General features: G+C 70.4%; 15 protein-coding genes. 7 read left to right on the top strand and 8 right to left on the bottom strand.

Features of this window, described 5'->3' with window-relative positions; all coding sequences use genetic code 11:
- Nucleotides 1–50: 50 nt before the first annotated feature.
- Nucleotides 51–3377 (top strand): protein kinase domain-containing protein, encoded by a 3327-nt coding sequence (locus tag ACFOW8_RS22455; protein ID WP_378553307.1) that lies wholly within the window; start codon nucleotides 51–53, stop codon nucleotides 3375–3377.
- Nucleotides 3378–3507: 130 nt separating this feature from the next.
- On the opposite strand, the gene ACFOW8_RS22450 is transcribed toward ACFOW8_RS22455, so the two are convergent.
- Entirely contained in the window at nucleotides 3508–8970 is a 5463-nt protein-coding gene (locus ACFOW8_RS22450; RefSeq protein ID WP_378553304.1) for an ATP-binding protein, read from the bottom strand.
- A 251-nt stretch (nucleotides 8971–9221) separates the two neighbouring features.
- Complete coding sequence (locus tag ACFOW8_RS22445) at nucleotides 9222–9458, bottom strand: hypothetical protein (protein WP_378553302.1); 237 nt, start codon at nucleotides 9456–9458, stop codon at nucleotides 9222–9224.
- Nucleotides 9459–9640: 182 nt separating this feature from the next.
- Here ACFOW8_RS22445 and ACFOW8_RS22440 point away from each other — a divergent pair, with 182 nt between their 5' ends.
- Nucleotides 9641–10327: a cutinase family protein gene (locus tag ACFOW8_RS22440; RefSeq protein WP_378553301.1), complete on the top strand. Its 687-nt coding sequence runs from the start codon at nucleotides 9641–9643 to the stop codon at nucleotides 10325–10327.
- 9 nt (nucleotides 10328–10336) lie between these two features.
- Here ACFOW8_RS22440 and ACFOW8_RS22435 read toward each other — a convergent pair whose 3' ends face one another.
- Entirely contained in the window at nucleotides 10337–11515 is a 1179-nt protein-coding gene (locus ACFOW8_RS22435; protein WP_378553299.1) for a cytochrome P450, read from the bottom strand.
- A 34-nt stretch (nucleotides 11516–11549) separates the two neighbouring features.
- On the opposite strand from ACFOW8_RS22435, the gene ACFOW8_RS22430 reads away from it, so the two are divergent.
- Both ACFOW8_RS22430 and ACFOW8_RS22425 read left to right on the top strand, forming a co-directional pair.
- Nucleotides 11550–12362, top strand: a complete 813-nt coding sequence (locus ACFOW8_RS22430) for an SAM-dependent methyltransferase (RefSeq protein ID WP_378553297.1) — start codon at nucleotides 11550–11552, stop codon at nucleotides 12360–12362.
- A gap of 78 nt (nucleotides 12363–12440) precedes the next feature.
- On the top strand, nucleotides 12441–15320 hold the full coding sequence (locus ACFOW8_RS22425) for a UPF0182 family protein (RefSeq protein WP_378553295.1): 2880 nt from the start codon (nucleotides 12441–12443) through the stop codon (nucleotides 15318–15320).
- 12 nt (nucleotides 15321–15332) lie between these two features.
- Here ACFOW8_RS22425 and ACFOW8_RS22420 read toward each other — a convergent pair whose 3' ends face one another.
- The 5 genes from ACFOW8_RS22420 to ACFOW8_RS22400 all read right to left on the bottom strand — a co-directional run bounded on the left by ACFOW8_RS22420 (nucleotide 15333) and on the right by ACFOW8_RS22400 (nucleotide 19258).
- Complete coding sequence (locus ACFOW8_RS22420; protein WP_378553293.1) at nucleotides 15333–16445, bottom strand: glutamate--cysteine ligase; 1113 nt, start codon at nucleotides 16443–16445, stop codon at nucleotides 15333–15335.
- A 46-nt stretch (nucleotides 16446–16491) separates the two neighbouring features.
- The gene (locus ACFOW8_RS22415; RefSeq protein ID WP_378553291.1) at nucleotides 16492–16869 is read right to left on the bottom strand and encodes a DUF5313 family protein; all 378 of its coding nucleotides are present in this window, start codon (nucleotides 16867–16869) and stop codon (nucleotides 16492–16494) included.
- Nucleotides 16866–17327 (bottom strand): MarR family winged helix-turn-helix transcriptional regulator, encoded by a 462-nt coding sequence (locus ACFOW8_RS22410; RefSeq protein ID WP_378553289.1) that lies wholly within the window; start codon nucleotides 17325–17327, stop codon nucleotides 16866–16868. The genes ACFOW8_RS22415 and ACFOW8_RS22410 overlap by 4 nt, the downstream gene beginning before the upstream one ends.
- Nucleotides 17328–17418: 91 nt before the next feature.
- Nucleotides 17419–18291 carry a siderophore-interacting protein gene (locus ACFOW8_RS22405; RefSeq protein ID WP_378553287.1) on the bottom strand — a complete coding sequence of 291 codons (873 nt, stop codon included), beginning with the start codon at nucleotides 18289–18291 and terminating at the stop codon, nucleotides 17419–17421.
- Nucleotides 18292–18424: 133 nt separating this feature from the next.
- Complete coding sequence (locus ACFOW8_RS22400) at nucleotides 18425–19258, bottom strand: alpha/beta fold hydrolase (RefSeq protein WP_378553285.1); 834 nt, start codon at nucleotides 19256–19258, stop codon at nucleotides 18425–18427.
- Between the two features lie 473 nt (nucleotides 19259–19731).
- Between ACFOW8_RS22400 and ACFOW8_RS22395 the strand changes: the two genes are divergently transcribed.
- From ACFOW8_RS22395 to ACFOW8_RS22385, 3 genes are all read left to right on the top strand, one after another.
- On the top strand, nucleotides 19732–21285 hold the full coding sequence (locus ACFOW8_RS22395) for an ATP-binding protein (protein WP_378553283.1): 1554 nt from the start codon (nucleotides 19732–19734) through the stop codon (nucleotides 21283–21285).
- Nucleotides 21282–21695: a roadblock/LC7 domain-containing protein gene (locus ACFOW8_RS22390; RefSeq protein ID WP_378553281.1), complete on the top strand. Its 414-nt coding sequence runs from the start codon at nucleotides 21282–21284 to the stop codon at nucleotides 21693–21695. Before ACFOW8_RS22395 ends, ACFOW8_RS22390 begins: the two co-directional genes overlap by 4 nt.
- Before the next feature lie 95 nt (nucleotides 21696–21790).
- Nucleotides 21791–22996: a cytochrome P450 gene (locus ACFOW8_RS22385; protein WP_378554640.1), complete on the top strand. Its 1206-nt coding sequence runs from the start codon at nucleotides 21791–21793 to the stop codon at nucleotides 22994–22996.
- The last annotated feature ends 10 nt before the right edge of the window (nucleotides 22997–23006 follow it).

Below are 23006 nucleotides of genomic sequence, written 5' to 3'. Positions count from 1 at the left end.
GCGATCGCAGCAACGCACCGCCGGGAGGTCTTCACCGAATCGAGCCCTACATGGCCGACATCCCGCCGACACAGCGCAGCTCCACCTCGGGCATCGCGGCGGAGCTGGCCGCCGAGGGTTTCGAGGACGCCGAGGAGATCGGGCGCGGCGGGTTCGGCGTGGTGTACCGGTGCGTGCAGCCCGATCTCGATCGCGTCGTGGCCGTGAAGGTGCTCACCGCCGAACTGGATCCCGACGGGTTGCAGCGTTTCGTGCGCGAACAGCAGGCGATGGGCAGGCTGTCCGGGCATCCGAACATCGTCGCGGTGTTCCACGCGGGCACCACCCACGGCGGGCACCCCTACCTGGTGATGCAGTATCACCCGCGCGGCTCGCTCGAACGCCACATCCACACCGCCGGACCACTGGACTGGATCGCCGTCCTGCGGCTGGGGGTGAAGATGGCGGGCGCACTGGAAACAGCCCACCGCGGCGGCATTCTGCATCGGGATGTGAAGCCGTCCAACATCCTGCTCAGCGACTATCGCGAACCCGAACTCACCGACTTCGGGATCGCCCGCATCCAGGGCGGATTCCGCACCACCACCGGTGTGGTCACCGGCTCACCCGCCTTCGCCGCGCCCGAAGTGCTGCGCGGGTCGCCCGCGACCCCGGCCGCCGACCTGTACGGGCTCGGCGCCACCCTGTTCTGCGCGCTCACCGGGCATGTCGCCTACGAGCGGCAGGTCGGTGAGCAGGTGCTGTCGCAGTTCCTCCGGGTCTCGGCGCGGCCCGGCCCCGATCTCACCGAGCAGGACGTCCCCGACGAGGTGCGGGCCGTCATCGAACACGCCATGGCCGCCGACCCGGCCGAACGTCCGGACAGCGCCGCCGCGCTCGGCGCGGAACTGGCTGCGGCGCAGCGCGATACCGGCGTTCCCGTCGACATCCTGCGTGTCCCGGTCACCCAGCAGCCCGCGGCACCGCCCATCGCGCCTGCCCCGCGCCCGCACGAACGAACCACCGCGCCACCGACACCGGCTACCAAGTACCGCCCGCCCACCCCGGCCAGGGCGACCCTCGCCAGGAAGCGGCTGCTCGAGCAGCTGCGCACCAACGAACGCACCCGGCTCTCGGTGATCCACGCGCCCAGCGGATTCGGCAAGACCACGCTGGCCGCGCAATGGCACGACGAGCTGGTCGAGCACGGCGCCGCGGTGGCCTGGCTGACCGTCGACGAGGACGACGACAACCTCGCCTGGTTCCTCAGCCACCTCGTCGAAGCCGTGCGGCCCGCCGTCGGCGACCTCGCCGACGAGCTCGACCGGCTGCTCGACGCCGACCCGAGCGACCCGGCCCGCACGGTGCTGACGGCCCTGGTCGACGGCCTGCACACCAGCGATCGGCGGGTGACGCTGATCCTCGACGACTGGCAGCGCGTGACCGGCGCGGCTTCGGTCTCGACGGTCCGTTTCCTGCTCGAGCACGGCTGCCACCACCTGCCCGTGGTGCTCACCAGCACCGCCCGTCCCGAACTCCCGCTGAGCCGATTGCGAATACAGGGCGAACTCGCCGAAATCGACGCCGCGACACTGCGTTTCGATCCCGAGGAGGTGCGGGCCTTTCTCGCCGAGGCGGGCGGTGTGCACCTGACCACCGAGCAGATGACCGAAGTCGCGACCGCGACCGAAGGCTGGGTCGCGGCCCTCCAGCTGACCGTGCTGTCGCTACGCGCAGGCGAGGCGCCCGCGCGCCTGCTCGCCAGTCTGGCCACCCACCCCGACATCGGGGTCTTCCTCGCCGAGAACGTCCTCGACACCCTGGATCCCGGCACGCTCGAGTTCCTGATGACCACCTCGGTCTGCGAACGGCTCTGCGGTGGCCTCGCGACCGCGCTGACCGGTCGTGCCGATGCGAGCGACCTGCTCGCCGAGATCACCGACCGTGGCCTGTTCCTGCGGCCGGACAGCCCGGACGGCGACTGGTACCGCTACCACCAGCTGTTCGCCGGTTACCTGTGCCGCAGGCTGGCCAAGGAACGGCCGGAGCAGGTCACCGAGCTGCGCCTGCGGGCGGCGGACTGGTTCGGACGGCACCACCTGCTCAACGAGGCGGTCGATCAGGCGCTCGCGGCGGGCGTGCCGGAGCGGGCGGCCGAGCTCGTCGGCGAGGGGGCGGGCTATCTGCTGGAACGGTCGAGAATGGTGCCGATGCAGGCCATCCTGGCCAAACTGCCCACGCGGGTCTGTCGGGACCGGCCGCGGATCCAGCTGTACAGCGTGTGGATCGACCTGCTGTTCCGCCGGACGGCGGCCACCACTGCCGCGCTGGCCCGGTTCGAGTCCGCCCTGGCCGCCGCCGTCGAGCTGCCCGCCGCCGAGCGCGCCGATCTGCGCGCCGAGGCCGATGTGGCGATCGGTGTGCGGGAGATGTTCGCCGACCGCGTGCCCGACGTGGACCGCCTGCTCGGCGACGCGCTGGCGCGCCCCGAGGACTTCTCGCCGCGTGTGCCCGGCGTCGCCGCCAATATCGCGTCCTTCGCGGCGATCCAGCGTTTCGACTTCGACGCGGCGCGCCGCTGGCAGGACTGGGCGCGGCCTTACCACGCGGCGGTCGGCCCGTTCCTTTCGGTGTACGGTCACTGCTTCGGCGGACTCGCGGCGAAGGAACAGCTCGACATCGCGGCCGCGGACAACCTGTTCAGCACGGCGGTGGAACACGCGCGCGCCACCATGGGACCGTCCGCGCACGCCACCCGTCTCGCGGCCACCCTGCTTGGTGAATTGCGCTATGAGACCGGTGATCTCGATACCGCGGCCGATCTGCTCGACCGGGGCAGAGAGCTGTCCACCGAAGGCGGTGGCGGGGTGGACTTCATGCTGGCGACCTACGGTACCGGCGCGCGCGTGCGAATCCTGCGCGGCGACCGGACCGGCGCGCTCGCGTTGCTCGACGAGGGGGCCGCACACGCCGAACGGCTCGACTTGCCGCGCCTGACCGCGCGCCTACGCAACGAACGCGTCCGGCTCGGGTTCGCGCTCGACCCTGCGGTGCGCGCGGCAATGCTCCTCGACCGTGAGATCCGCCGTGACCACGGCGTCGACACCCTGGCCGACGAGCTCGACGAGGACTCCGCGATCCGCTTGCTGCTCGCCGGACCTTCGGCAGCCGGACAGCAGGCCGCGGTAGCACGAGCCGCTGCCATCGTCGCTGCGATCGATGCCGAGCGCAGGCCGATGGCCGCGTTGCGCGCCGGATTCCTGCTCGGCGACGCGCTGCGCGTGGCAGGCCGGACGAACGACGCGCAGGGGATTCTCACACCGTTGCGCCGGCAGTGCGCACGGCTCGGGCTGGTCCGGCTGCCCTTCGACGCCACCACGGGCTCAGCGCCGACTTAGCGGCCGAAGGGCCGGCTGCTACCGACGTCGGCACCGGTGCATCCGAGGGCAACTCGGTCGGCATCTCCAGTGCCGACACCGCGGCGGTTCGCGGTCGCCCCGAGCCATCGGGGCGACCGCGTACGGCCTGCTAGCGCGCCAGATGTGCTTCGATCGCGGCGATGATCCGCGGCCGCAGCTCGGCGACGCTGACGATCGCGTCGACCGAACCGACCTCGACCGCGCGCTGGATGTTGTGCACGGCGTCGAACTCCGCGGCCACCTCACCCAGCTTCTCCGCCCTGACCGAGGATCGCAGCTCGTCGAGCTCCGCGGACAGGGTGGCGCGATCGGTGCCGAAAGCGTTGGCGGCCTGGGTCTCCAGGTCACGGACCCGCTGATCGGCGGCGGTCCGCGCCTTGACCTCACCGGCGAACACCACCGCGGCGGCGGGCGCGCCACCGAGCACCGAGGCGAACGAACCCTCCAGCGCCAGCACGGTCATGTTCGGGTTGAGCGCCTTGGAGAACACCACGAACGCGCCGCCGTGGTAGCGCGAGATCACGCAGAACACGATCGGACCGTCGAAGTTGACGATGGCCCTGCCGATCTCGGCACCGTACTCGAGCTGCAGCTTACGCATCGACTCCGGCGAACCGTCGAAGCCGGACAGGTTGGCCAGCACCACCAGCGGACGGTTGCCGCTGGCCGCGTTGATCGCCCGCGCCGCCTTCTTCGACGACCGCGGGAACAGGGTGCCCGCGGTGTAGGTGTCGGGGCCGTCGGTGGCCGGGAAACCGCGCCGCGGCACGCTACGCGACTCGATACCCAACAGGCACACCGGGATTCCGCCCAGGTGCGCATCCTGCACCACCGCGGTCTCGGCGTCGGCCATGCCCGCCCAGCGTTCCAGCACCGCGTGGTCCTGGTCGGCCAGCGCCCGCATCACCGTGCGGATGTCGAAGGGCTTCTTGCGATCCGGGTTGGCGGTCGCGGAGAAGATCTCGCCCACGGTGCTGAAGGAGCTCTCGGCCATGGTGTGTGGGAAGGTGGAGATATCGCGCGCCACCGGGTCGACGGTCCTGGTCCGGCGCGGTGCCTGCTCGCCGGGCACCACGTAGGTGTGTTCGTAGTGCGCCATCAGCACGTCGCGGGCCGCGGGCAGGTTCGGCGCCCAGTACTGCGCCTGACCGTTGGGGCCCATCACCCGGTCGTAGCCGCCGATGCCGAAGTTGTCCTCGGCCGACACGCCGCCGGAGAAGTCCAGCGACTGCTTACCGGTGAGCACCATCGCCGACTCCGGCGTCATCACCAGCACACCCTTGGTGTGCATGAGCATGGTGGCCTCGGCATTCCAGTACGGCTGGGCACCGACGTTGATGCCCGCGACCACGATATTGATCTCGCCGCCGTCCTGGGTGAACTCGACGATCCGCTTGAGCGCGGCCGCGACCCAGTCCATGTTCTCGGTGCCGGAAGCCATGGAGATCCTGGCGCCCGAGGACAGCGCGTACCACTCCAGCGGCACCCGCAGCCGGTCGGCGAGGTCGAGCGCCGCGATCACCCGGCGGCACTCCGGCTCCGACAGCGCGCCGAGCGACTTGGTGGGGTCACCGAGCAGCAGCACTCGGGTGACGCCCTCGGGATGACGCGGGGTCCTCGTGGTGACCACACCGGCCACGATGGCCGCGGTATTGCGGCCCTTCGGCCGGTCGACCGGCACCAGCTTGTTGGCGTCGTCGAGGTCGTACTCGGCGAAATCGCCGAGCAGGCCGGTCAATTCGTATGGGTAGACGGTGTTGCGCGCGGCGGCCCGCAGCACCTTCTGCCGGTACTCGTCGACGGGCTCGACCGGCTCGTCGGTCAGCTCGCCGACGGTCACGGTGGATCCACCGGTGGCGTCGAAACTGATCCGCACCCCCACCTTGCTCAGCTCGCCGGTCTCCGGATCGCGCTGACGCGCGATGAGCAGGATCTCCTCGAGCCCGGCACCCGCCGCGTTCGGCAGCACGTGCGCGCCGATGGTCTCCAGCTCGGCGCGGGTGACCTCCATCGGCGGCCAGATGTACATCACGATGCGGTTGGTGCTGAGCCGCTTGGCCGACGGCCGCTGGGCTTGGGCCCGGCGGATCGAGTCGACGCAGGTCGCGATGGTGCTCTCGGCGGTCGGCAGGGCCACCAGCCTGCCGTCCTGATCGCGCAACGCCGCCAGGTCACGCACCTGGGCGAAGGCGATGAGCCGGTCGTCGGACGGGTTGCCCTTGGCGACACACCGGAACAGGTACACCTCCTCGTCGTCGGAGGACGGCAGCCGGGTGAGGTCGAACTTGCGCAGCCGCTCCATCTGCATCCGCTGCGCGATGTAGGGGTGCAGGCCACGGATCAGGCGTTCCTCCGCCATGCCGGTGGCCGAAGGGCGGAAGGTGAAGTGGTGGTGCATGACCGCGCCGCCGCTGCCCGCGACGGTGGCGGTGATGCGGTGCACCTGCTGCGGCAGCTGCTCGGCGCCGAGGATCTCCTGCAGCGCGGCGGCCATCGCGTCGGTGTCGGTGGGCTGGTCCTCCCAGCTCACGTAGATGTCGGCGTCGATCGAGACGGCACCGCCCGCGAAAGTGCCGAGGCCACGCAGCGTGGTGGCGAGGTCGGCGAAACCGACAGCTGCCGAGACCAGGCCCGCACCGTCACGCTCGGCGACGACGAAAGTGCTGCCGCCGACCTGCTCGGTGTGCACGCCGGTGAGGCCCTTGTTGCCGTAGTAGCGCCGGGTGAGCACCTCGAGCATGGCGGTGTGGTCGGGCTTGTTGCGCTCCAGGCGCTGGGCCAGTAGCCGCACCAGCGGTTCGGTGCTGCGGACCATGTCGGCGATGCGCTCGGCGCGATCGGCGGCGTCGGGGTTGGCGTCCAGGTAGGTCAGGTGCCTGCGGACATTGGTGTAGACCCTGGCCCGGTTGCGGCGCAGCAGCGGCTGGCCGTACCAGCCGAACACCAGGCCGCGGCACAGATCGGCGATCACCGGGAACCGCACCTGGGTGGCCACGACCAGCCGCTCCAGGGTCAGGCCGACCGGCTCGCGCAGCACCTGATCGGGCATCGGTTCCCGCAGCCATTCGCGCAGCAGCGTGGTGATGACCTCGACGGTGTCCGACGGGCGCTGCTGGGCCAGGAAGATACGGAACACCGCGGCCTCGAGATCGGGGGTCCGATCCAGCTCGGTGATGCCGTAGTGGCTCAGCGCCTGGGTGAGCTTGGCGCGGTAGGACTCGGGCAGTCCGGCCCGGTCGGCGTCGAGGCTCTGCAGGTAGGTGTGGAAGTACTCGCGGTCGCTGTGCACATGGCTCTGCCCCTGCTCGTCCTCGGAGCGGTTGTGGCTCAGCGCGGTGAGGTCGGCGAAGACCTGGACGAGTTCGAGCTCCTCGGCCAGCGGCCGGTGGTTGGCCGCCACCGAGTCGCGGCGCGCCGCCAGGTAGTCCTCGAGCACGCGGCGCTCGTCGTGCGGGTCCACGTCGAAGCCGAGCAGTAGGCTGCGCAGGTCCTGCAGCCCGCGCGCGAGCCGCTCGTGGGCCTGCCGGGGAGCGGGCTCACCGGGCAGATCCAGCTCGACCGCGCCGACGGCCTCGGTGTCGGCGGCCGCGTCGTCATCGGCCAGCGGCTCCAGGCGCAGCAGCGGCGCACCGGTCTCCACCTGCGTGCCGACCGAGACCGCGCACTCCTTGAGCCGCGCCCGGAACGGCGCGCGCAGCACCGTCTCCATCTTCATGCTCTCCAGCACCAGAACCGCGGCACCGGCCTCGACCTCGGCACCGACCTCGACCGGGGTGCCGACGACCAGGGCGGGCGCGGGCGAGCGGACGACACCGCCCTCGTCGCGGCTGATCCGGTGGGTGACGCCGTCGACATCGACGAGGTGGATCGGCCCGTGGGTGCCGGTGATCAGCCGGTAGCGGGTCTCGTTGACCACCAGCTGCCCGGTGTGCTCGTCGAAGCGCTCCAGATCCACATCGGCGGCGACCAGCTCGGCGCCCGACTCGATGCCGACCCGGAACCGGTGCGCGCCGATGCGGGCCACCCGCACGCGGTAACTCGCGCCACGCAGCTTCAGGTCGAGCGGGCGCCCGCTCTCGTGCTGCACCTGCGGACGGCCGCCGGACGCGGTGGACAGCAGGCGGTGCCGTTCGGCGCGCTCGTCCTCCTCGTAGGCGTCGATCGCGGCGGCCGCGAGCGCCACGGCGGAATGCCGGTGCGAGACAAGGCGGCCCTCGCCGCGGACCCGGTCGATCCAGCCGGTGTCGGCGCTGGCGTCGATCACCTCGGGCTGGTCGAGCAGGTCGAGCACGAAGCTCTTGTTGGTGGCGCCACCCTCGATGACCACCCTGGTCTGCGCCATCGCCCTGCGCAGCCTGCCGAGCGCCTCGTCGCGGTCGCGGCCGTAGGCGATGATCTTGGCGATCATGGAGTCGAAGTCGGCGGGGATGGTGTCGCCCTCGCTGACGCCGGTGTCGACGCGGATGCCGGGGCCCGCGGGCAGATCGAGGCGAACGATACGGCCGGGGGCCGGCGCGAAGTCGCGGTCGGGATCCTCGGCGTTGAGCCTGGCCTCGATGGCGTGACCGCGCTCGACCGGCGGCTCGCCGGTGAGCTTGTTGCCGGAGGCCACCGACAGCTGGGCCTGCACGAGGTCGAAACCGGTGGTGCACTCGGTGATCGGGTGCTCGACCTGCAGCCGGGTGTTCACCTCGAGGAACGCGAACAGCTGCTCACCCGGGTGGTACAGGAATTCGACGGTCGCCGCGCCGCAGTAACCGACGGCGACCGCCAGACGCTCGGCGGAGGCCTTCAGCTCGGCGGTCTGCTCGGGGCCGAGCACCGGCGACGCCGATTCCTCGATGACCTTCTGATTGCGGCGCTGCACCGAGCAGTCGCGCACGCCGAGCGCCCAGGCGCTGCCCTGGCCGTCCGCGATGACCTGGACCTCGACGTGCCTGGCGCCGGTGACCAGGCGCTCGAGGAACACCACGCCGCTGCCGAAGGCGCGGGCGGCCTCCTGCCTGGTGCGCTCGTAGGCGTCGACGAGCTCGGCCTCGGTGGAGACCTTGCGGATACCACGCCCGCCGCCGCCGGCGGTGGCCTTGAGCATCAGCGGGTAGCCGATCTGCTCGGCCGCCTCGATGGCGTCCTCGACGGTGTCGACACCGCCGCGGCTCCACGGCGCGACCGGCACCCCGACCTCCTCGGCCAGGAGCTTGGCGCCGATCTTGTCACCGAGCTTGCGCATGGCCTCGGCGCTGGGACCGATGAAGGTGACGCCGATGTGCTCACACAGTTCGGCGAAGGCCGGGTCCTCGGCAACGAAGCCCCAGCCGACCCAGGCCGCGTCGGCCTTGGTGGCGACCAGCGCCTGCTCGAGCACCTTCAGATCCAGGTACGGCCGCGCGGCCGCAGGACCGAGGTCGTAGGCGATATCGGCCGAGCGCACGAAGGTCGCGTTGCGGTCGACGTCGGTGTAGAGGGCGACCGTCTCGATCGGTAGCCCGGTCGCCGCAGCCAGATCTCGGACGGCGTGGATGAGCCGCATGGCGGCCTCACCCCGGTTGACGATGGCGATGCGGCTGAACACTCGCCGACTCCTTCCATTCCAAGGTCTTGCCCCCGGGCGGGTGCGATTGTCGAATACGGTCCTGCGCAGTGTGCACGTGTCTCATGTATATGTGAACAGCAGATCGGGGTTACCCGCACGTATCGATGGGATCCGCCCGATCGACAGTGCCTATTCCGGTATCGGCGACACCGGACCGGCTGTTCACACCCACCCCCTCAGCGGGCCGGATGTTGTCGTTGGGGCTCGCCGGATCCTGCGACAGCGCGCGGTCACCGGCGTCGCCGGTTTGCGGCGTACAGCATTGCGTCGGGACCGAAGCGATCCGGCCACCACTGTGATTGCCCGCCGTCGCGATTCCGGCGAAGACGGGCGCCGCACCGGAACGGAACGGAACGGACGATCCGGTTGTCGTCGGCCGCGGTGAAATACGCGTAGACCAGCCCGGTATCGGCGAAATCGGGCGCGATGGCGAGCCCGAGCAGCCCGCCCTCCCCGCGGGCGACCACGCCGGGAACCTCGGCGAACAGCTCGGGTGCTCGGCACGGGAACTGCGACCATCCTACCGAGGCAGGGCACAGCGGCCACGCGGAAGCGGTGGTGACCTGCCCCAGCGATCCCGTTCGGCAACGGCTCGGCGGACCGCACGCGGGCTAGCGTCCGGGTCGACCGATCGAACGGAAAGGCCGTCATGCACCCTCACCCTCCTGGCACCACCCTGCTCGCCGCCCTGGCAGCGGCCGTCACGGTGGGCGCCGCGACAGCGACGCTCGCCCCGCCGGTGACCGGCACAGCCGCCGCGGCAGGCTGTGCCGATATCCGGGTGGTCGCGGCCCGCGGCACCGGCGAACCCGGCGGCTGGTGGAGCAAATACCACCTCGGCACCGTGGTCGGTAATCCGGTGTACAAGGCGATCAACGACACCCTGGACGAGAAAGTCGACGCCTATCGCGTCGACTACCCGGCCGACCACAATCAGCCCGCCTCGGTCCAGGCGGGCAATCGCGATCTGGTCGAGCACGTCACCACTCAGGCCGCGGCCTGTCCCGACCAGCGGTTCGTGCTGGTCGGGTACTCCCAGGGCGCCAACGTGGTGGACAACTCGCTCGGCTTCAGCAGTGAGGGCGCGAAGGTCGGCGGCCCGATCGTCGCCACGCTGCCCGACGAGCTGGAGCCACGGATCGTCGCGGTCCTGTTGTTCGGCAACCCGATTCGCGAACTCGGCCGCGCGATCACCGGCACCTATGCCGGGCGCACCCTCGACATCTGCAACGACAACGATCCGGTCTGCGATCCCGACGGCTCCGACTGGAACGTGCACCTGCGCTACGCCCGCCATGCCGACAAGGCCGCGAAGTTCGTCCGCGACCGGGTCTGAGCGCCGGAATCAGCGCAGCGTCACCGTCGTCGGCATGGCGGCGAAGCCGCGGTTGTTGGACGAATGGATCCGCACCAGGTTGTCGGTGTCGATCTCGTAGTCCGACACCGCGGCGACGATCTCCTGCAACGCCACCCGCATCTCCAGCTGGGCCAGGTTCATGCCGAGGCAGTGGTGACGGCCCGCTCCGAAGGACAGCGCCGCACTGGTGTCACGATCGAGATCGAACACGTCAGGGTCGTCGAACACGGCGTCGTCGCGATGGGCTGAGCCGGTGAGCAGCAGCACCCTCGCATCGGCCGGGATCTCGATGCCGTGCAGCGTGATCGGCGCCGTGGTGGTGCGCAGCTGGGCCTGGGTGGCGGGGTCCCAGCGCATCGACTCGGCGATCCAGTCGTCGATGCGCCCGTCGAAGGCCGCGCGGCGCTGATCCGGATGCAGCGCGGCGCTGTGCCAGGCGTTGCCCAGGCTCAGCATCACCGTCTCGATCCCGGCGCCGACCAGCAGGATCAGCACGCCGACGATCTCCTCCGGGGTGAGCCGGTCGTCCCCGTCGGCGGCATCGAGCAGCCCGGAGAGCAGATCGCCGGTCCGGTCGCCCGCCCTGGCGATGGTCAGTTCGGTGTAGTACCCGACCAGCGCGCCGATGGCCTGCATCGCCTCCGGCCGCAGCTCGGTGGATTCGGCGTCGGTGTACATGATCTCCATGCCGAGCTTGCGCAGCAGCTCCCGATCGTCCTCCGGCACGCCGACCAGTTCGGAGATGACGTCGGTCGGGAACGGTCCGGCGAAGTCGGCGATCATGTCGAAACTGCCGCGCGCGAGCAGCGGTTCCAGTGTGCGCTGTGCGATTTCCCGCAGCCGCGGCTCCAGGCTCTGCACCCGCCGCTGGGTGAACGCCCGCGCGACGAGGCCGCGCATCCTGGTGTGCTTGGGCGGGTCCATCGCCACGAAGGAGAAGAACTTCTCCGCTTGCGGCCCCCAGAACGTCTGCTCCATCCGCAGGCCGTTGGCGCTGGAGAAGCGGTCGGAATCGCGCAATGCAGCGTGGACGTCGGCGTGTCGCGACAGTGCCCAGAAGTCGTCGGTGTCGTTGCGGTAGACGGGGGCCTCGGTGCGCAACCTGGCATAGTACGGGTACGGATCGGCGTGGACAGCGAAGTCGTAAGGGCTGAACTGCAGGGGCATGGCACGACCGTAGCCGAGAGAAAGGACATGCGCTGTGGACTTCGAATCCGCTGCCGACCGGGTCGATGTCAGCAAACCGCACCCGGCCCGCCGATACGACTACTGGCTCGGTGGCAGTGCGAATTTCGAAGCCGACCGCGCCTCGGCCGACGCGGTCGCGACGGCCTTCCCGTCCATCCATTTCGCCGTCCTGGAGAACCGCAGCTTCCTGCGGCGCGCGGTGCCGTATCTGGTCTCCATCGCGGGGATCCGGCAGTTCCTCGATATCGGCACCGGGCTGCCCACCGCGGGCAATGTGCACGAACTGGCCCAGGACATCGCGCCGGAATCCCGGGTCGTCTACGTCGACAACGACCCGATGGTGCTCTACCACGCACGCGACCTGCTCGACAGCACCCCGGCGGGCGCCACCGCCTACATCGACGCGGATCTGCGCGATCCCGGTTCGATCCTGGACAACCCCGCGCTGGCAGGCACGCTCGACCTGGATCAGCCCGTGGCCCTGATGCTGTGCGCGGTCCTGCATTTCCTCACCGACGACATGCGGCCCTACGACGTTGTCCGCGAACTCTGCGCGGCCCTGCCCTCGGGCAGCTACCTGACGATGACCCACGCGACCGACGACCACCTCTCCGCCGAGGATCTCGACGCCGCCATCGAGGCCAACGAGCGCAGCGGTGTCCCGTTCCGGCTCCGGTCCACCGCCGAGTTCACCCGCTTCTTCGACGGTCTCGAGCTGGTCGATCCCGGCATCGTCTCGGTGATCGACTGGCGGCCCACCGAGTGGCGCCCGCATCCGCGTAAGGAAGCGGTCTCGATGCTCGGCGCCGTCGCCCGAATTCCCTGAGGGAAAGATCGCGCCGCGTAGAATCGCGGGTGACGACCTACGCCGGTGCGGGGGCCCGGCCGGTCTCGGGAGTGGCTGATGAGCACACGCGACGACACCGCAGCGGGGCGGCTGCCCCGCCGCATGCGGCTGTTGCTGGTCTCGACCACGGTCTTCTTGCTCGCGCTCATGGTGCTGCCGCGGCTCAATCACACCTACATCGACTGGTTGTGGTTCGGCGAAGTCGGCTATCGCCGGGTCTGGTCGACGGTACTGCTGACCGAGATCGCGCTGTTCGGGCTGTTCGCCGTGCTGACGAGCGCGGTGCTGTTCCTCGCGATGTGGCTGGCCTATCGCGCGCGCCCGGTGTTCCTGCCCGCCACCCGCGGCGAGGACCCGATCGGCGAGATCAGGACGGTGGTCGCGCGCTGGCCGTGGCGTTTCGGCGCCGGGATCGCGGTCGGCATCGGCCTGCTGTGCGGCCTCATCGGGCGCTCGCGGTGGGAGACGTTCCAGTTGTTCCTGCGGGGCGGCTCGTTCGGCGTCGACGACCCGCAGTTCGGGCACGACATCGGGTTCTACGTCTTCGATCTGCCGTTCTACCGGCTGCTGCTGAGCTGGTGCTTCGCCCTGGTCATCCTCGCCTTCCTCGCCTCGCTCACCACCCACTACCTCTTCGGCGGGCTGCGCGTGGGCGGCGGGTCGTTCGAGATCACCGTGGCGGCCCGGGTCCAGCTGGCGGTGCTGCTCGGGCTGTTCCTGGTGCTGAAGGTGGTGGCCTACTGGCTGGACCGGTACGAGCTGCTGTCGAGCAGGCGGCGGGAGCCGACGTTCGCCGGTGCCGGATACACCGACATCAACGCCGTGCTGCCCGCCAGGCTGGTGCTGTTCGCGATCGCGCTGGTCTGCGCCGCCGCGGTGTTCTCCGCGGTCGTACTGCGTGACCTGCGTGTGCCCGCGATGGCGGGGGCGCTGCTGCTGCTGTCGTCGATCGTGGTCGGCGGGGTCTGGCCGCTGGCCGTCGAGCAGTTCTCAGTGCGCCCCAACGCCGCCGACATGGAGAGCCGCTACATCGAACGCAATATCGCCGCCACCAGGCAGGCGTACGGAATCGGCGCCGATCGGGTCGAGTACGAGCCATATCCCGGTGTCGGCGCCACCCCGCCGCCGCAGGTTCCCGCCGACGCCACCACGATCGCCGACATCCGGCTGCTCGACCCGGCGGTGCTCTCGCGCACGTTCACCCAGCAGCAGCAGCTCAAGAACTTCTACAGCTTCCCCGAGAATCTCGACCTCGACCGGTACCGCATCGACGGCAGGCTGCGCGACTATGTGGTGGCGGTCAGGGAGCTGACCCCGGAGGCGCTCAGCGGGAACCAGACCCACTGGGTCAACCGGCACACCGTCTACACCCACGGCGACGGTTTCGTCGCCGCACCCGCCAACCGGGTCAACGCCGCGGTCCGCGACGCGACCGCCGACAGCTCGGCGAGCAACAGCGGCTATCCGATCTACGCGGTCAGCGATATCGCCTCCCTGCCAGGGGGCAGGCAGGTCATCCCGGTGGCGCAGCCGCGGATCTACTACGGCGAGGTGATCTCGCGGACGGACCCGGACTACGCGATCGTCGGTGGCGGTGGCGACCCACGCGAATACGACACCGATACCACCAAGTACACCTACACCGGCGCGGGTGGGGTGCCGATCGGCAACTGGCTCAACCGCTTCGCCTTCGCCACCGCCTACACCGAGCGGAACATCCTGTTCGCCAGGGCGATCGGGTCCGATTCCAAGATCATCTTCCACCGGGCGCCCGGCGAGCGGGTCGAGCTGGTCGCGCCGTGGCTGACCGTGGACGGCAATCCGTATCCCGCGGTGGTCGACGGCCGGATCGTCTGGATCGTGGACGCCTACACCACCATCGACGGCTACCCCTACGCCGCGCGCAGCACCCTCGGTACGCCCACCGAATTCGGCGCCGAGATCTCGTATGTGCGCAATTCGGTGAAGGCCACCGTCGACGCCTACGACGGCACGGTGACGCTGTATCAGGTCGACCGGACCGATCCGGTGCTGGCCGCGTGGATGCGGGTGTTCCCCGGTACGGTCGAACCGGAGTCGGCGATCAGTCCCGATCTGCGCGCCCACTTCCGTTATCCGGAGGACCTTTTCGTCGTTCAGCGCGAGATGCTGGCCCGCTACCACGTCGACGATCCGCGGGAGTTCTTCACCAACAACGCCTTCTGGTCGGTACCGAGCGATCCGACGGTGGACGCGAACCCGCAGCAGCCGCCGTTCTACGTGCTGCTCGGCGATCCAGAGACCGCGCAACCCTCGTTCCGGCTGGCCAGCGCGATGGTGGGGTTCCGGCGGGAGTTCCTGTCCGCCTACATCTCCGTGCGGTCCGACCCCGAGGAGTACGGCCGGTTCCATATTCTGCAACTGCCCACCGACACCCTCACCCAGGGCCCGCAGCAGATCCAGAACTCGATGATCTCCGACACCAGGGTCGCCTCCGAACGGACGCTGCTCGAACGGTCGAACCGGATCCAGTACGGGAACCTCATCACGCTGCCGATCGCGAACGGCGGGGTGCTCTATGTGGAACCGCTGTTCACCGAACGGATTTCGACCACGCCGAACGGCTCGACCTTCCCCCAGCTGGCGCGGGTGCTCGTCAGCTATCGCGAGCCTGGCACCGGCGGGGTCAGGGTGGGCTATGCCCCGACCCTGGCCGAGGCGCTCGATCAGGTCTTCGGTCCCGAGACCGGCAACATGGCCACCGCGCCCGGCGGCGGGCCGGGCGCGCCGCCGCCCCCTGGGCAGTCGCGGCCCGCGCCCGGCGAACCGCAGGCGCAGACGGAACCGCCGGTGGTCGACGACGCCGCCATCGCCCGCTTGCAGGCGGAGCTGGAGGCGGCGCGGGCGGCGCTGGAACGGCTGCAGCAGCAACTCGACATCCTGCGCCCGCCCGGCTGATCGGGTCGCCGCTCAGCATCCCTCCAGCGTCGCGTGTTCCAGTTCGGCGACCACATCGGTCACCTCATGTCGGGTGCGTATCGCCCGCAGCTGCCGCCTCGCCCCGTTGCCCCGCTCCCGCAGGCCGGCGATCGCCGTGGTGACGAACGCGTCGTCGCCGCAGTCACGCAGGGCTGGTTCGATCCGGCGCAGCAGGTCGCCGAGCAGTTCGCAGTGCGGGACGACGCCACCGTGGATCGGATGCAGCAGGTGCCCGTCCAGACCGGTGTGCGCGGCGTTCCAATAGGCCGCGCGCAATACCTCGCCGGAGACCGAGGGCGCGGGTTCACCACGGGCGATCGACCGCAGCCCCATGGTGACGATGCCGCGGATCAGCGCGGCGAGCAGCGCCGACTCGGCGGCAGTGGCGGGGATGTCGCTGACCCGGATCTCCACGGTCGGAAAGGATTCCGACGGCCGGACGTCCCAGTACACCATCTTCTTGTCCAGGATGCTGCCACTGGCGAACATCATCGACACGGTGGCGTCGAAGTCGGCGAGCGAGGCGAAGTACGGCGGCGGCCCCGCACTCGGCCAGCGGCGCCACAGGATGCTGCGCCAGCTGGCGTAGCCGGTTTCACTGCCGCGGTAGACGGCCGAGTTCGCGGTGAGCGCCAGCAGCACCGGCAGCCACGGCCGCACATGGTTGCTCACCTGCACGGCGCGCACCCGGTCGGGCACCGCGACGTGCACGTGGCAGCCGCACAGGCCCTGTTCGTGGGCGAGCATGCCGAAGGTGTTGGCGATGCGCTGATAGCGGGGTGTATCGGTCACCGGGTAGCCGTCGGGCACGGTCGGCGGCACCGCCACCGCGAGCAGCCGCGCGTCGTGCGCGGCGGCGCACTCGGCGACACGGCGGCGGGTGGCGCGCAGTTCGGCGAGCAGGTCGTCGATGCGGGAGTGCACGCCGGTGCGGGTTTCCACCTGGCAGCGCGTCAGTTCCAGCTGCAGATCGATGCCTGCCGCGCGCGCGGCCGCGGCCACCCTGGCGTTCTCGGGTGCCGGCGCGCCGGTGCCGGGGTCGGTGAGCAGGAACTCCTCCTCGACCCCGACCGTCGGCACCCGCGCGAGGTCGCCCTCAGCCACAGCTCGGACGCTACTCCCGATCCGGCCGGATCGACAGGGACTCGGATCAGCCGCGCTGGTGACGGGCCTCGTAGGCGGCGCGTTCGGCCTCGGCCCGCGCCTGTTCCTCGGCGTCGGCGAGGGCGGGGTCGAGACCGTGGCTGACCAGCCGGTGCCTGCGGTACACATAGGTGAGCGCGACGGTGAAGTAGATCAGCGGTATGTACAGCAGCGCCATCATCGACAGCCCCATCCACAGCGGGCCCGGCACCAGCAGGAACAGGCACAGCACCGGCAGCACCGGGACCAGGAAGCGCAGCAGATAGCGGCGGGTGGCGCCGGGGCCGGTCAGATCGGCGAGTACCCAGTCCGACATCGACGGCGGCAGGGTCGCCCCGGTGAGGTAGCGCAGGCGCTGCCACAGGGTGGGTGTGGTTCGGGTCATCGCCGGGCCTCCGATTCCGTGGCGAGCCGGGCGGCGTTGTTCACCCGGGTGAGCACATCGCGCAGTTCCTCGAGATCGGCCAGGCTCACGCCGAGCCGTTCGACGACCGCGGGTGGGATCCGTTCGGCGTGCTCGCGTAGCGTCGCGCCGGCCGCGGTGAGGTCGATCAGCAGGGTGCGCTCGTCGTGCGGGTCACGGCGCCGGGTGATCAGCCCGGCCGATTCGAGCCGCTTGAGCAGTGGGGACAGGGTCGCCGAGTCGAGCTGGATCGCCTCGGCGACCGCCTTCACCGACATCGGTGCCTCGCCCCACAGCGCCAGCATCACCAGATACTGCGGGTGGGTGAGTCCGAGCGGCTCGAGCAGCGGCCGGTACACCGCGAGCACCGATCGGTTGGCCACCGCCAGCGCGAAACACACCTGCCGGTCCAGCCGCAGCGGATCGTCGAGTGCCGTCATGAACAATCACCTTCCTTCGTCCCCACAGGATTATGCCACTAATAGTTAGTGCGTTAACCGTTAGTGGCGTCACCAGTGCGGGCGGCGGGGTTCAGTCCTCCTCGACGAGCGGTGCGCCGGAGGCCGCCCTGCGCACCTTCTCGCGGCCGTTGTCCTCCTCACTGCGCCCCCGCCGCCAGTAGCCGGTGAAGGTGATGACCCGCTTGTCCACGCCACGCTCGCGCACGAGGTTGCGGCGCACGAGCTTCACCAGGTTCGCCTCGCCGGAGATCCACGCGTACGGCACGGAGCCGGGAAGCGTTGCGGCGCAGACCGCGTCGACGACCGCGTCGCCGTGCGGCCGCGCGCCGCGGTGCACCCAGTCGATGTGCACCTCACCCGCCGTGTCGAACCGCTGCTCGTCGTCGGGGCCCGCGACCTCGACGAAGGCCCGCACCGCCGCGCCGGGGGCGAGGCGCTCGACGATCGCGCCGATCGCTGGGATCGCCGTCTCGTCCCCGACCAGCAGCTGCCACGCCGGGTCCGGCGGTGGGCTGTACAGCGCGTGCGGCGGGCAGAGCAGACCGATCTCCGCGCCGGGGACAGCGCGCGCCGCCCAGTCCGAGGCCGGACCTGCATGTTCGGGATGCAGCGCGAAGTCGATGTCGAGCTCCCCGAGGCCGGGCCGCTGCGCCCGCACGGTATAGGTACGCATCGGCGGCCGGAGCTCGTCGGGCATGGCGAGATAGCGCTGATACCAGCTCAGCACACTGCCCGCCGCCGCGGGCGGCGGCGGCACGACGGGTCGATCCTGCCCCGGCAGCGGGAAGAACAGCTTGGTGTACTGGTCCGGCCCGACGTCACCGAGCGCGGCGGCATCGGCGCAGTCGAGCGTCACGCGGACCATCCGCGGCGTCAGCCGCACCACGCGACGCACCCGGACCGTCGCATAGGCCATGGTCGGACGTTGCACAGCAGTAGTCATTAGGTAAGGCTAACCTAGATCCGCAGGGGTCGCTACGCCCTTCTGCCGATGGCAAGACCGGAGATGAGCTGCTCGACCACCGATCGCACGACCACGATGTCGGCGGCGTCATCGGAATTCGGCACCCCAGGGCTTATCGAGCGCCCCTCTTCGCATGGTCGATCGCGGCGACGATTCCGGCGGTGACCGTCTCGGGAGCTTCGACCATGACCAGATGGCCAGCGTCCGCGACGACGATCTCACGTACCGGCCGCAGCGTCGCGTTCAGGGTGGCACCGGCGCGTGCCGACAGCACTCGATTGCGGCCGCCCCAGATCGTGGTGATCGGCGGGAACCCGGCGGGTGGCGCGAAGCTGTCCAGGTCGGCCAGGCGCGGGATCTGCCTGGCGAGGGCGGCGGTCACCATGAGGCGGCGCGGTTCGGTCCACCGGGTGCGCAGGTGTGCCGCGGTTTCGCGGGTGTGCGGCCCGCCGGTGCCGAATTGCTCGGCGACGATCAGTCCGGCCAGCGGGCCGGGTATCCGCACCGGCGACAGCACCGGATCCAGCCGCAGCCGCGTACCGAGCGCGGCGGCCAGGCCGGTGCGGGTGGGCCGCAGCGTGGCCGGGGTGAGCGGGCTGCTGAGCACCAGCGAACGCACCGATTCCGGGTCGCGCCGGGCGAACAGCAGCGAGAGCGCACTGCCGAAACAGTGCCCGACCAGGGTGATCTCCCGCAGCTCGAGCGCCGCGACGACATCGGCCACCACGGCCAGCTGCCGTTCGATGGTGTAGCCGTCGTCGGGGGTGTCCGATTCGCCGTAGCCGAGCAGGTCGATCGCGACGACGCGGTGCGTGGCCCGCAGGTGCTCGAACTGAGGCCGCCAGATGGTGCGGTCGCCGCCCAGGTTGTGCAGAAGGACGACCGGCGGCCCGGAGCCCGCCTCGGCGTAGGCGATGGAATTGCCGTCGACCTGAAGATATGGCATCGCCGGATGTCCCCTTCCGCGCCGCCACACCGTCGTGGCCGCTGCCTCGACGCTAGCTCGAGCCGACGCGGGAATCGCGGAGTTTCACCTGATCGGGACGTTTCGCAGGCAATACGGCCACGCCGGGGGCGGGTGCGGAGGTGATGCGGCGAACAGGTCTGCGGGGCCCATCCGCCACACCACCGCCGCGAACACTATCAATAATGTTGCCCCCCACCATAATTCGTGATCGAGACGAATCCGCCCCGGTGGCGCTACATTTCGAGACGATAACGAAACACTGGTACGGTGTCCGGAATCGCCGGTTAGCGCAGGTAGGTGAGCCCGGATCGGCCGGGTTCGCAGGTGTCGATGTCGAATGGTGGAGCGGTACAACCATTTCGGCCAGGTCACCGCGGCGAGACGGCTCGCCGGAGGGACCGGCGGGATACCGGCCACCTGGGATCTACGGTCGGTGACGGCTTAAGGAACCGATGACTCCGACACTCGTGGTCCTCCTGTTCGGTATCGCCACCCTGGTGCTGTTGGGCGCGGTGAGCGTGGCGGTACTGGCGTTACGCAACGAGCGCAGGGTCCGCGCCCGGCTCGACACGGCCGAACGCGAACTGTTCGCGCACGAGGAGGCGATGACCCGGCTCGCCGAGCTCACCCTGCCGCGCATCACCGAGGCCGTCGCCCAGCAGGTCGAGCCGGTGGTCACCGCGGAAGTGCCCGCCCTGCTCCAGGGTTCGCCGTTCGCGCGGAAGCTGGCCGGGATCGCGGTCACCCACGCCGAGGATCTGCACCGGATCCGGCACGACACCGCCACCGCCGTCGACCGGGTGGCCGAGGAACGCGCCGTGCTCCGCGTCGAGGCGGCCGAGGCGGCGGCACGGGCCCAGGTCGCCGCCGATGCCCGCGCGGCCACCAGCAGCGCGGTGCGCGCGTTCGGTACCACGGTGGTCAGCCTCGGCGCCGATGTCGGTCAGGTGGTGAGCAACGCGCTGCGGGAGAACCGCAACGACGAGGTCTACGCGGTGCTGAGCCGCATCGATCACACGGTGCAGCAGATGATCCGGCAGGCCCAGTCCTACGTGATCGTCTCCGGTGGCCTGCCCGGCAGACGCTGGCCGCAGCAGACGGTCACCGAGGTGATCGGCGGCGCGACCAGCCGGGTGCGCGACTATCTGCGGGTGCGCGCGGGTCACTGCGACCAGGTGATCGTCAGCCGGGCGGTGGAGCCGCTGGTGCACACCGTGGCGACCCTGCTCGACAACGCGCTGCGCTACTCCCCGCCCTCGTCGTTCGTCGACATCAGTTTTCAGCAGGGCCATCACGGCGTCACCCTGATCATCGACGACGCGGGCGTGCGGATGAGCCAGGAACAGATGGAGGAGGCCAGGCAGGTACTCTCCGGCGAGCGCGTCGTCGATATCAACTCGCTCGGTCCGTCACCGCGCGTCGGGTTCCCCGGCGTCGCCGCCCTGGCCCGCCGCTACGGATTCGCCGCCTATGTCGACGGGCCCAATATCTACGGTGGCACCCGCGCGATGGTCTTCATCCCGACCGCGCTGCTGGTCAGCGCCGCCGACCTGCGCCGACCGGAGCTCGAACAGCCCGAGCCCGACGCTCCCGAACTCGCCGCCGAGCCCGCGGCGGTCGCCGCACCCGAACCCGCCGTCGCCGCCTCCTCGGTGGTGGCCCCGGCCGAACCCGTCGCCGCGCCCGCGGTGGTGGCCGCGCACGCGGCGACGGCACCCGAGCCGACCGCGGCACCGCCGCCGCCCACGGCCGCATTGCCGGGGCCGGAGACCACCGGTAGGCACCGACCGCCGGTGGACGCCCCGGATCACGCCGACACCGAGGACTACGCCAGAACCAGCGGCGGGCTGCCCAAGCGCCGCCGCCGCGTGGTCACCCCGCTCGACGAGCGGGCCGACACCGGTCAGCTGCCGGGCAGGCCGGAGCTCGCCGCCGCCTGGCACACCGGGTCCCGACACGGTCGCGCCGCGGCCGAGCACTCGACGGAAGGACAGGACATCCGATGAGCACGCCGATCGCCGACAGCAGCAACCGCCTGGCCTGGCTACTCGACGGCCTCGCCCTCGACGGCGTCCGCTTCTCGGTCCTGCTCTCCGACGACGGATTACGCATGGCCCACTCCCCCGGCATCACCCGTGACGAGGCCGAACGCTTCGCCGCGGCCGCCTCCGGGCTGCGTTCGCTCGGCAAGGCTCTCGGCGAGTTCTGCGGAGCTCCGGGAAATGCGGTGCGCCAGAACATGACCGAATACGAGGACGGCATGATCCTGATCACCTCGGCGGGCGCGGGCACCCACCTCGGGGTCGCCACCACCACCGACGTCGACCTCGCCCTGGTCGCCCATCGGATGAACGAACTCGCCGCCAGGGTCGGCAGGGAACTCGGTACGGCACCGCGCCAGGAGGGCGCGTCGTGAGTGCCGAGTTCGCGCCCACCGTCCTGTTTCCACCGAGAGGAGAACACGCCGTGCCGCTGGATGCCTCACTGCACCTCGAACCAACCCGCTTCCCGGTGACCCCGGATTCCCGCGACGGACAGGAGCGGGTGGCCCTGTACTCGCCGGAGTTCGCCGCCGACCCGCAGGGCGCCTACCGCGCCATGCGGGACCGCTGGGGCTCGCTGGTCCCCGTCGATCTGGTTCCCGGCGTCCCGGCGACCCTGGTGATCGGCTATCGCACCGCGGTGCAGATCCTCAACGACCCCGATCACTTCCCCGCCGACCCGCGGATGTGGCAGCGCGAGATCCCGGTGGACTGCCCGGTCTATCCGATGATGCGGTACCGCCCCAACGCGATTCGCACCAGCGGCGCCGAACACGTGCGCTACCGCCAGGTGACCGTGGCCGGGCTCGCCGGCGTCGATCTGTACCGGCTGCATCGCACGGTGGAGCAGATCGCCATGCCGGTGATCAACAGCTTCTGCACCGACGGGTCGGCGGATCTGCTGAGCCAGTACGCCTTTCCGGTGATCTTCGCGACGATCAACGCGATGCTCGGCGTCCCCGACGAGCTCGGTGGCGATATCGCCACCGGCATGGCGCAGATGTTCGAGGGCGGCGAGACCGCGGTGCGCGGGGCGCAGATGATGGAGGACGCGCTCTACGGCGTGGTGCGGCTCAAACAGCGTGAGCCGGGCGACGACATCGCCACCCGGCTGGTCCACCATCCGCAGCAGCTCACCGACGAGGAGCTGATGAACCAGCTGCTCACCATGTACGGCGCGGGGATCGAGCCGATGCTCAACCTGATCCTCAACACGGTCCGGCTGATGCTCACCGACCACCGGTTCGCGGGCAGCCTGCTCGGCGGCAGCCTGTCGACCCGCGACGCCCTCGACGAGGTGCTCTACACCGACCCGCCGATGGCCAACTTCTGCACCACCTATCCGCGCCAGCCGATCCTGGTCGACGACGTGTGGCTGCCTGCCCATCAGCCGGTGGTGATCAGCATGGCCGCCTGCAACAACGACCCGTCGATCGGCAGCGGTGACTTCCTGGACAACCGCGCGCATCTGGCCTGGAGCACCGGCCCGCACGGCTGCCCGGCGAAATCACCGGCCTATCTGATCGCCCAGGAGGCCATCGACCAGCTGCTCGACGCGCTGCCCGAGCTGGAGCTCGCGGTGCCGGAGAGCGAATTGGTGTGGCGCCCTGGCCCGTTCCACCGCGCGCTGGCCGGACTACCGGTGCGCTTCCCGAAGACGCCGCCGCTGGGCTGAGCGCGCACCC

It is taken from the genome of Nocardia rhizosphaerae (assembly GCF_042650365.1).
Taxonomy (GTDB): Bacteria; Actinomycetota; Actinomycetes; order Mycobacteriales; family Mycobacteriaceae; genus Nocardia; species Nocardia rhizosphaerae.
This window is presented reverse-complemented; position numbering and strand designations above follow the sequence as displayed.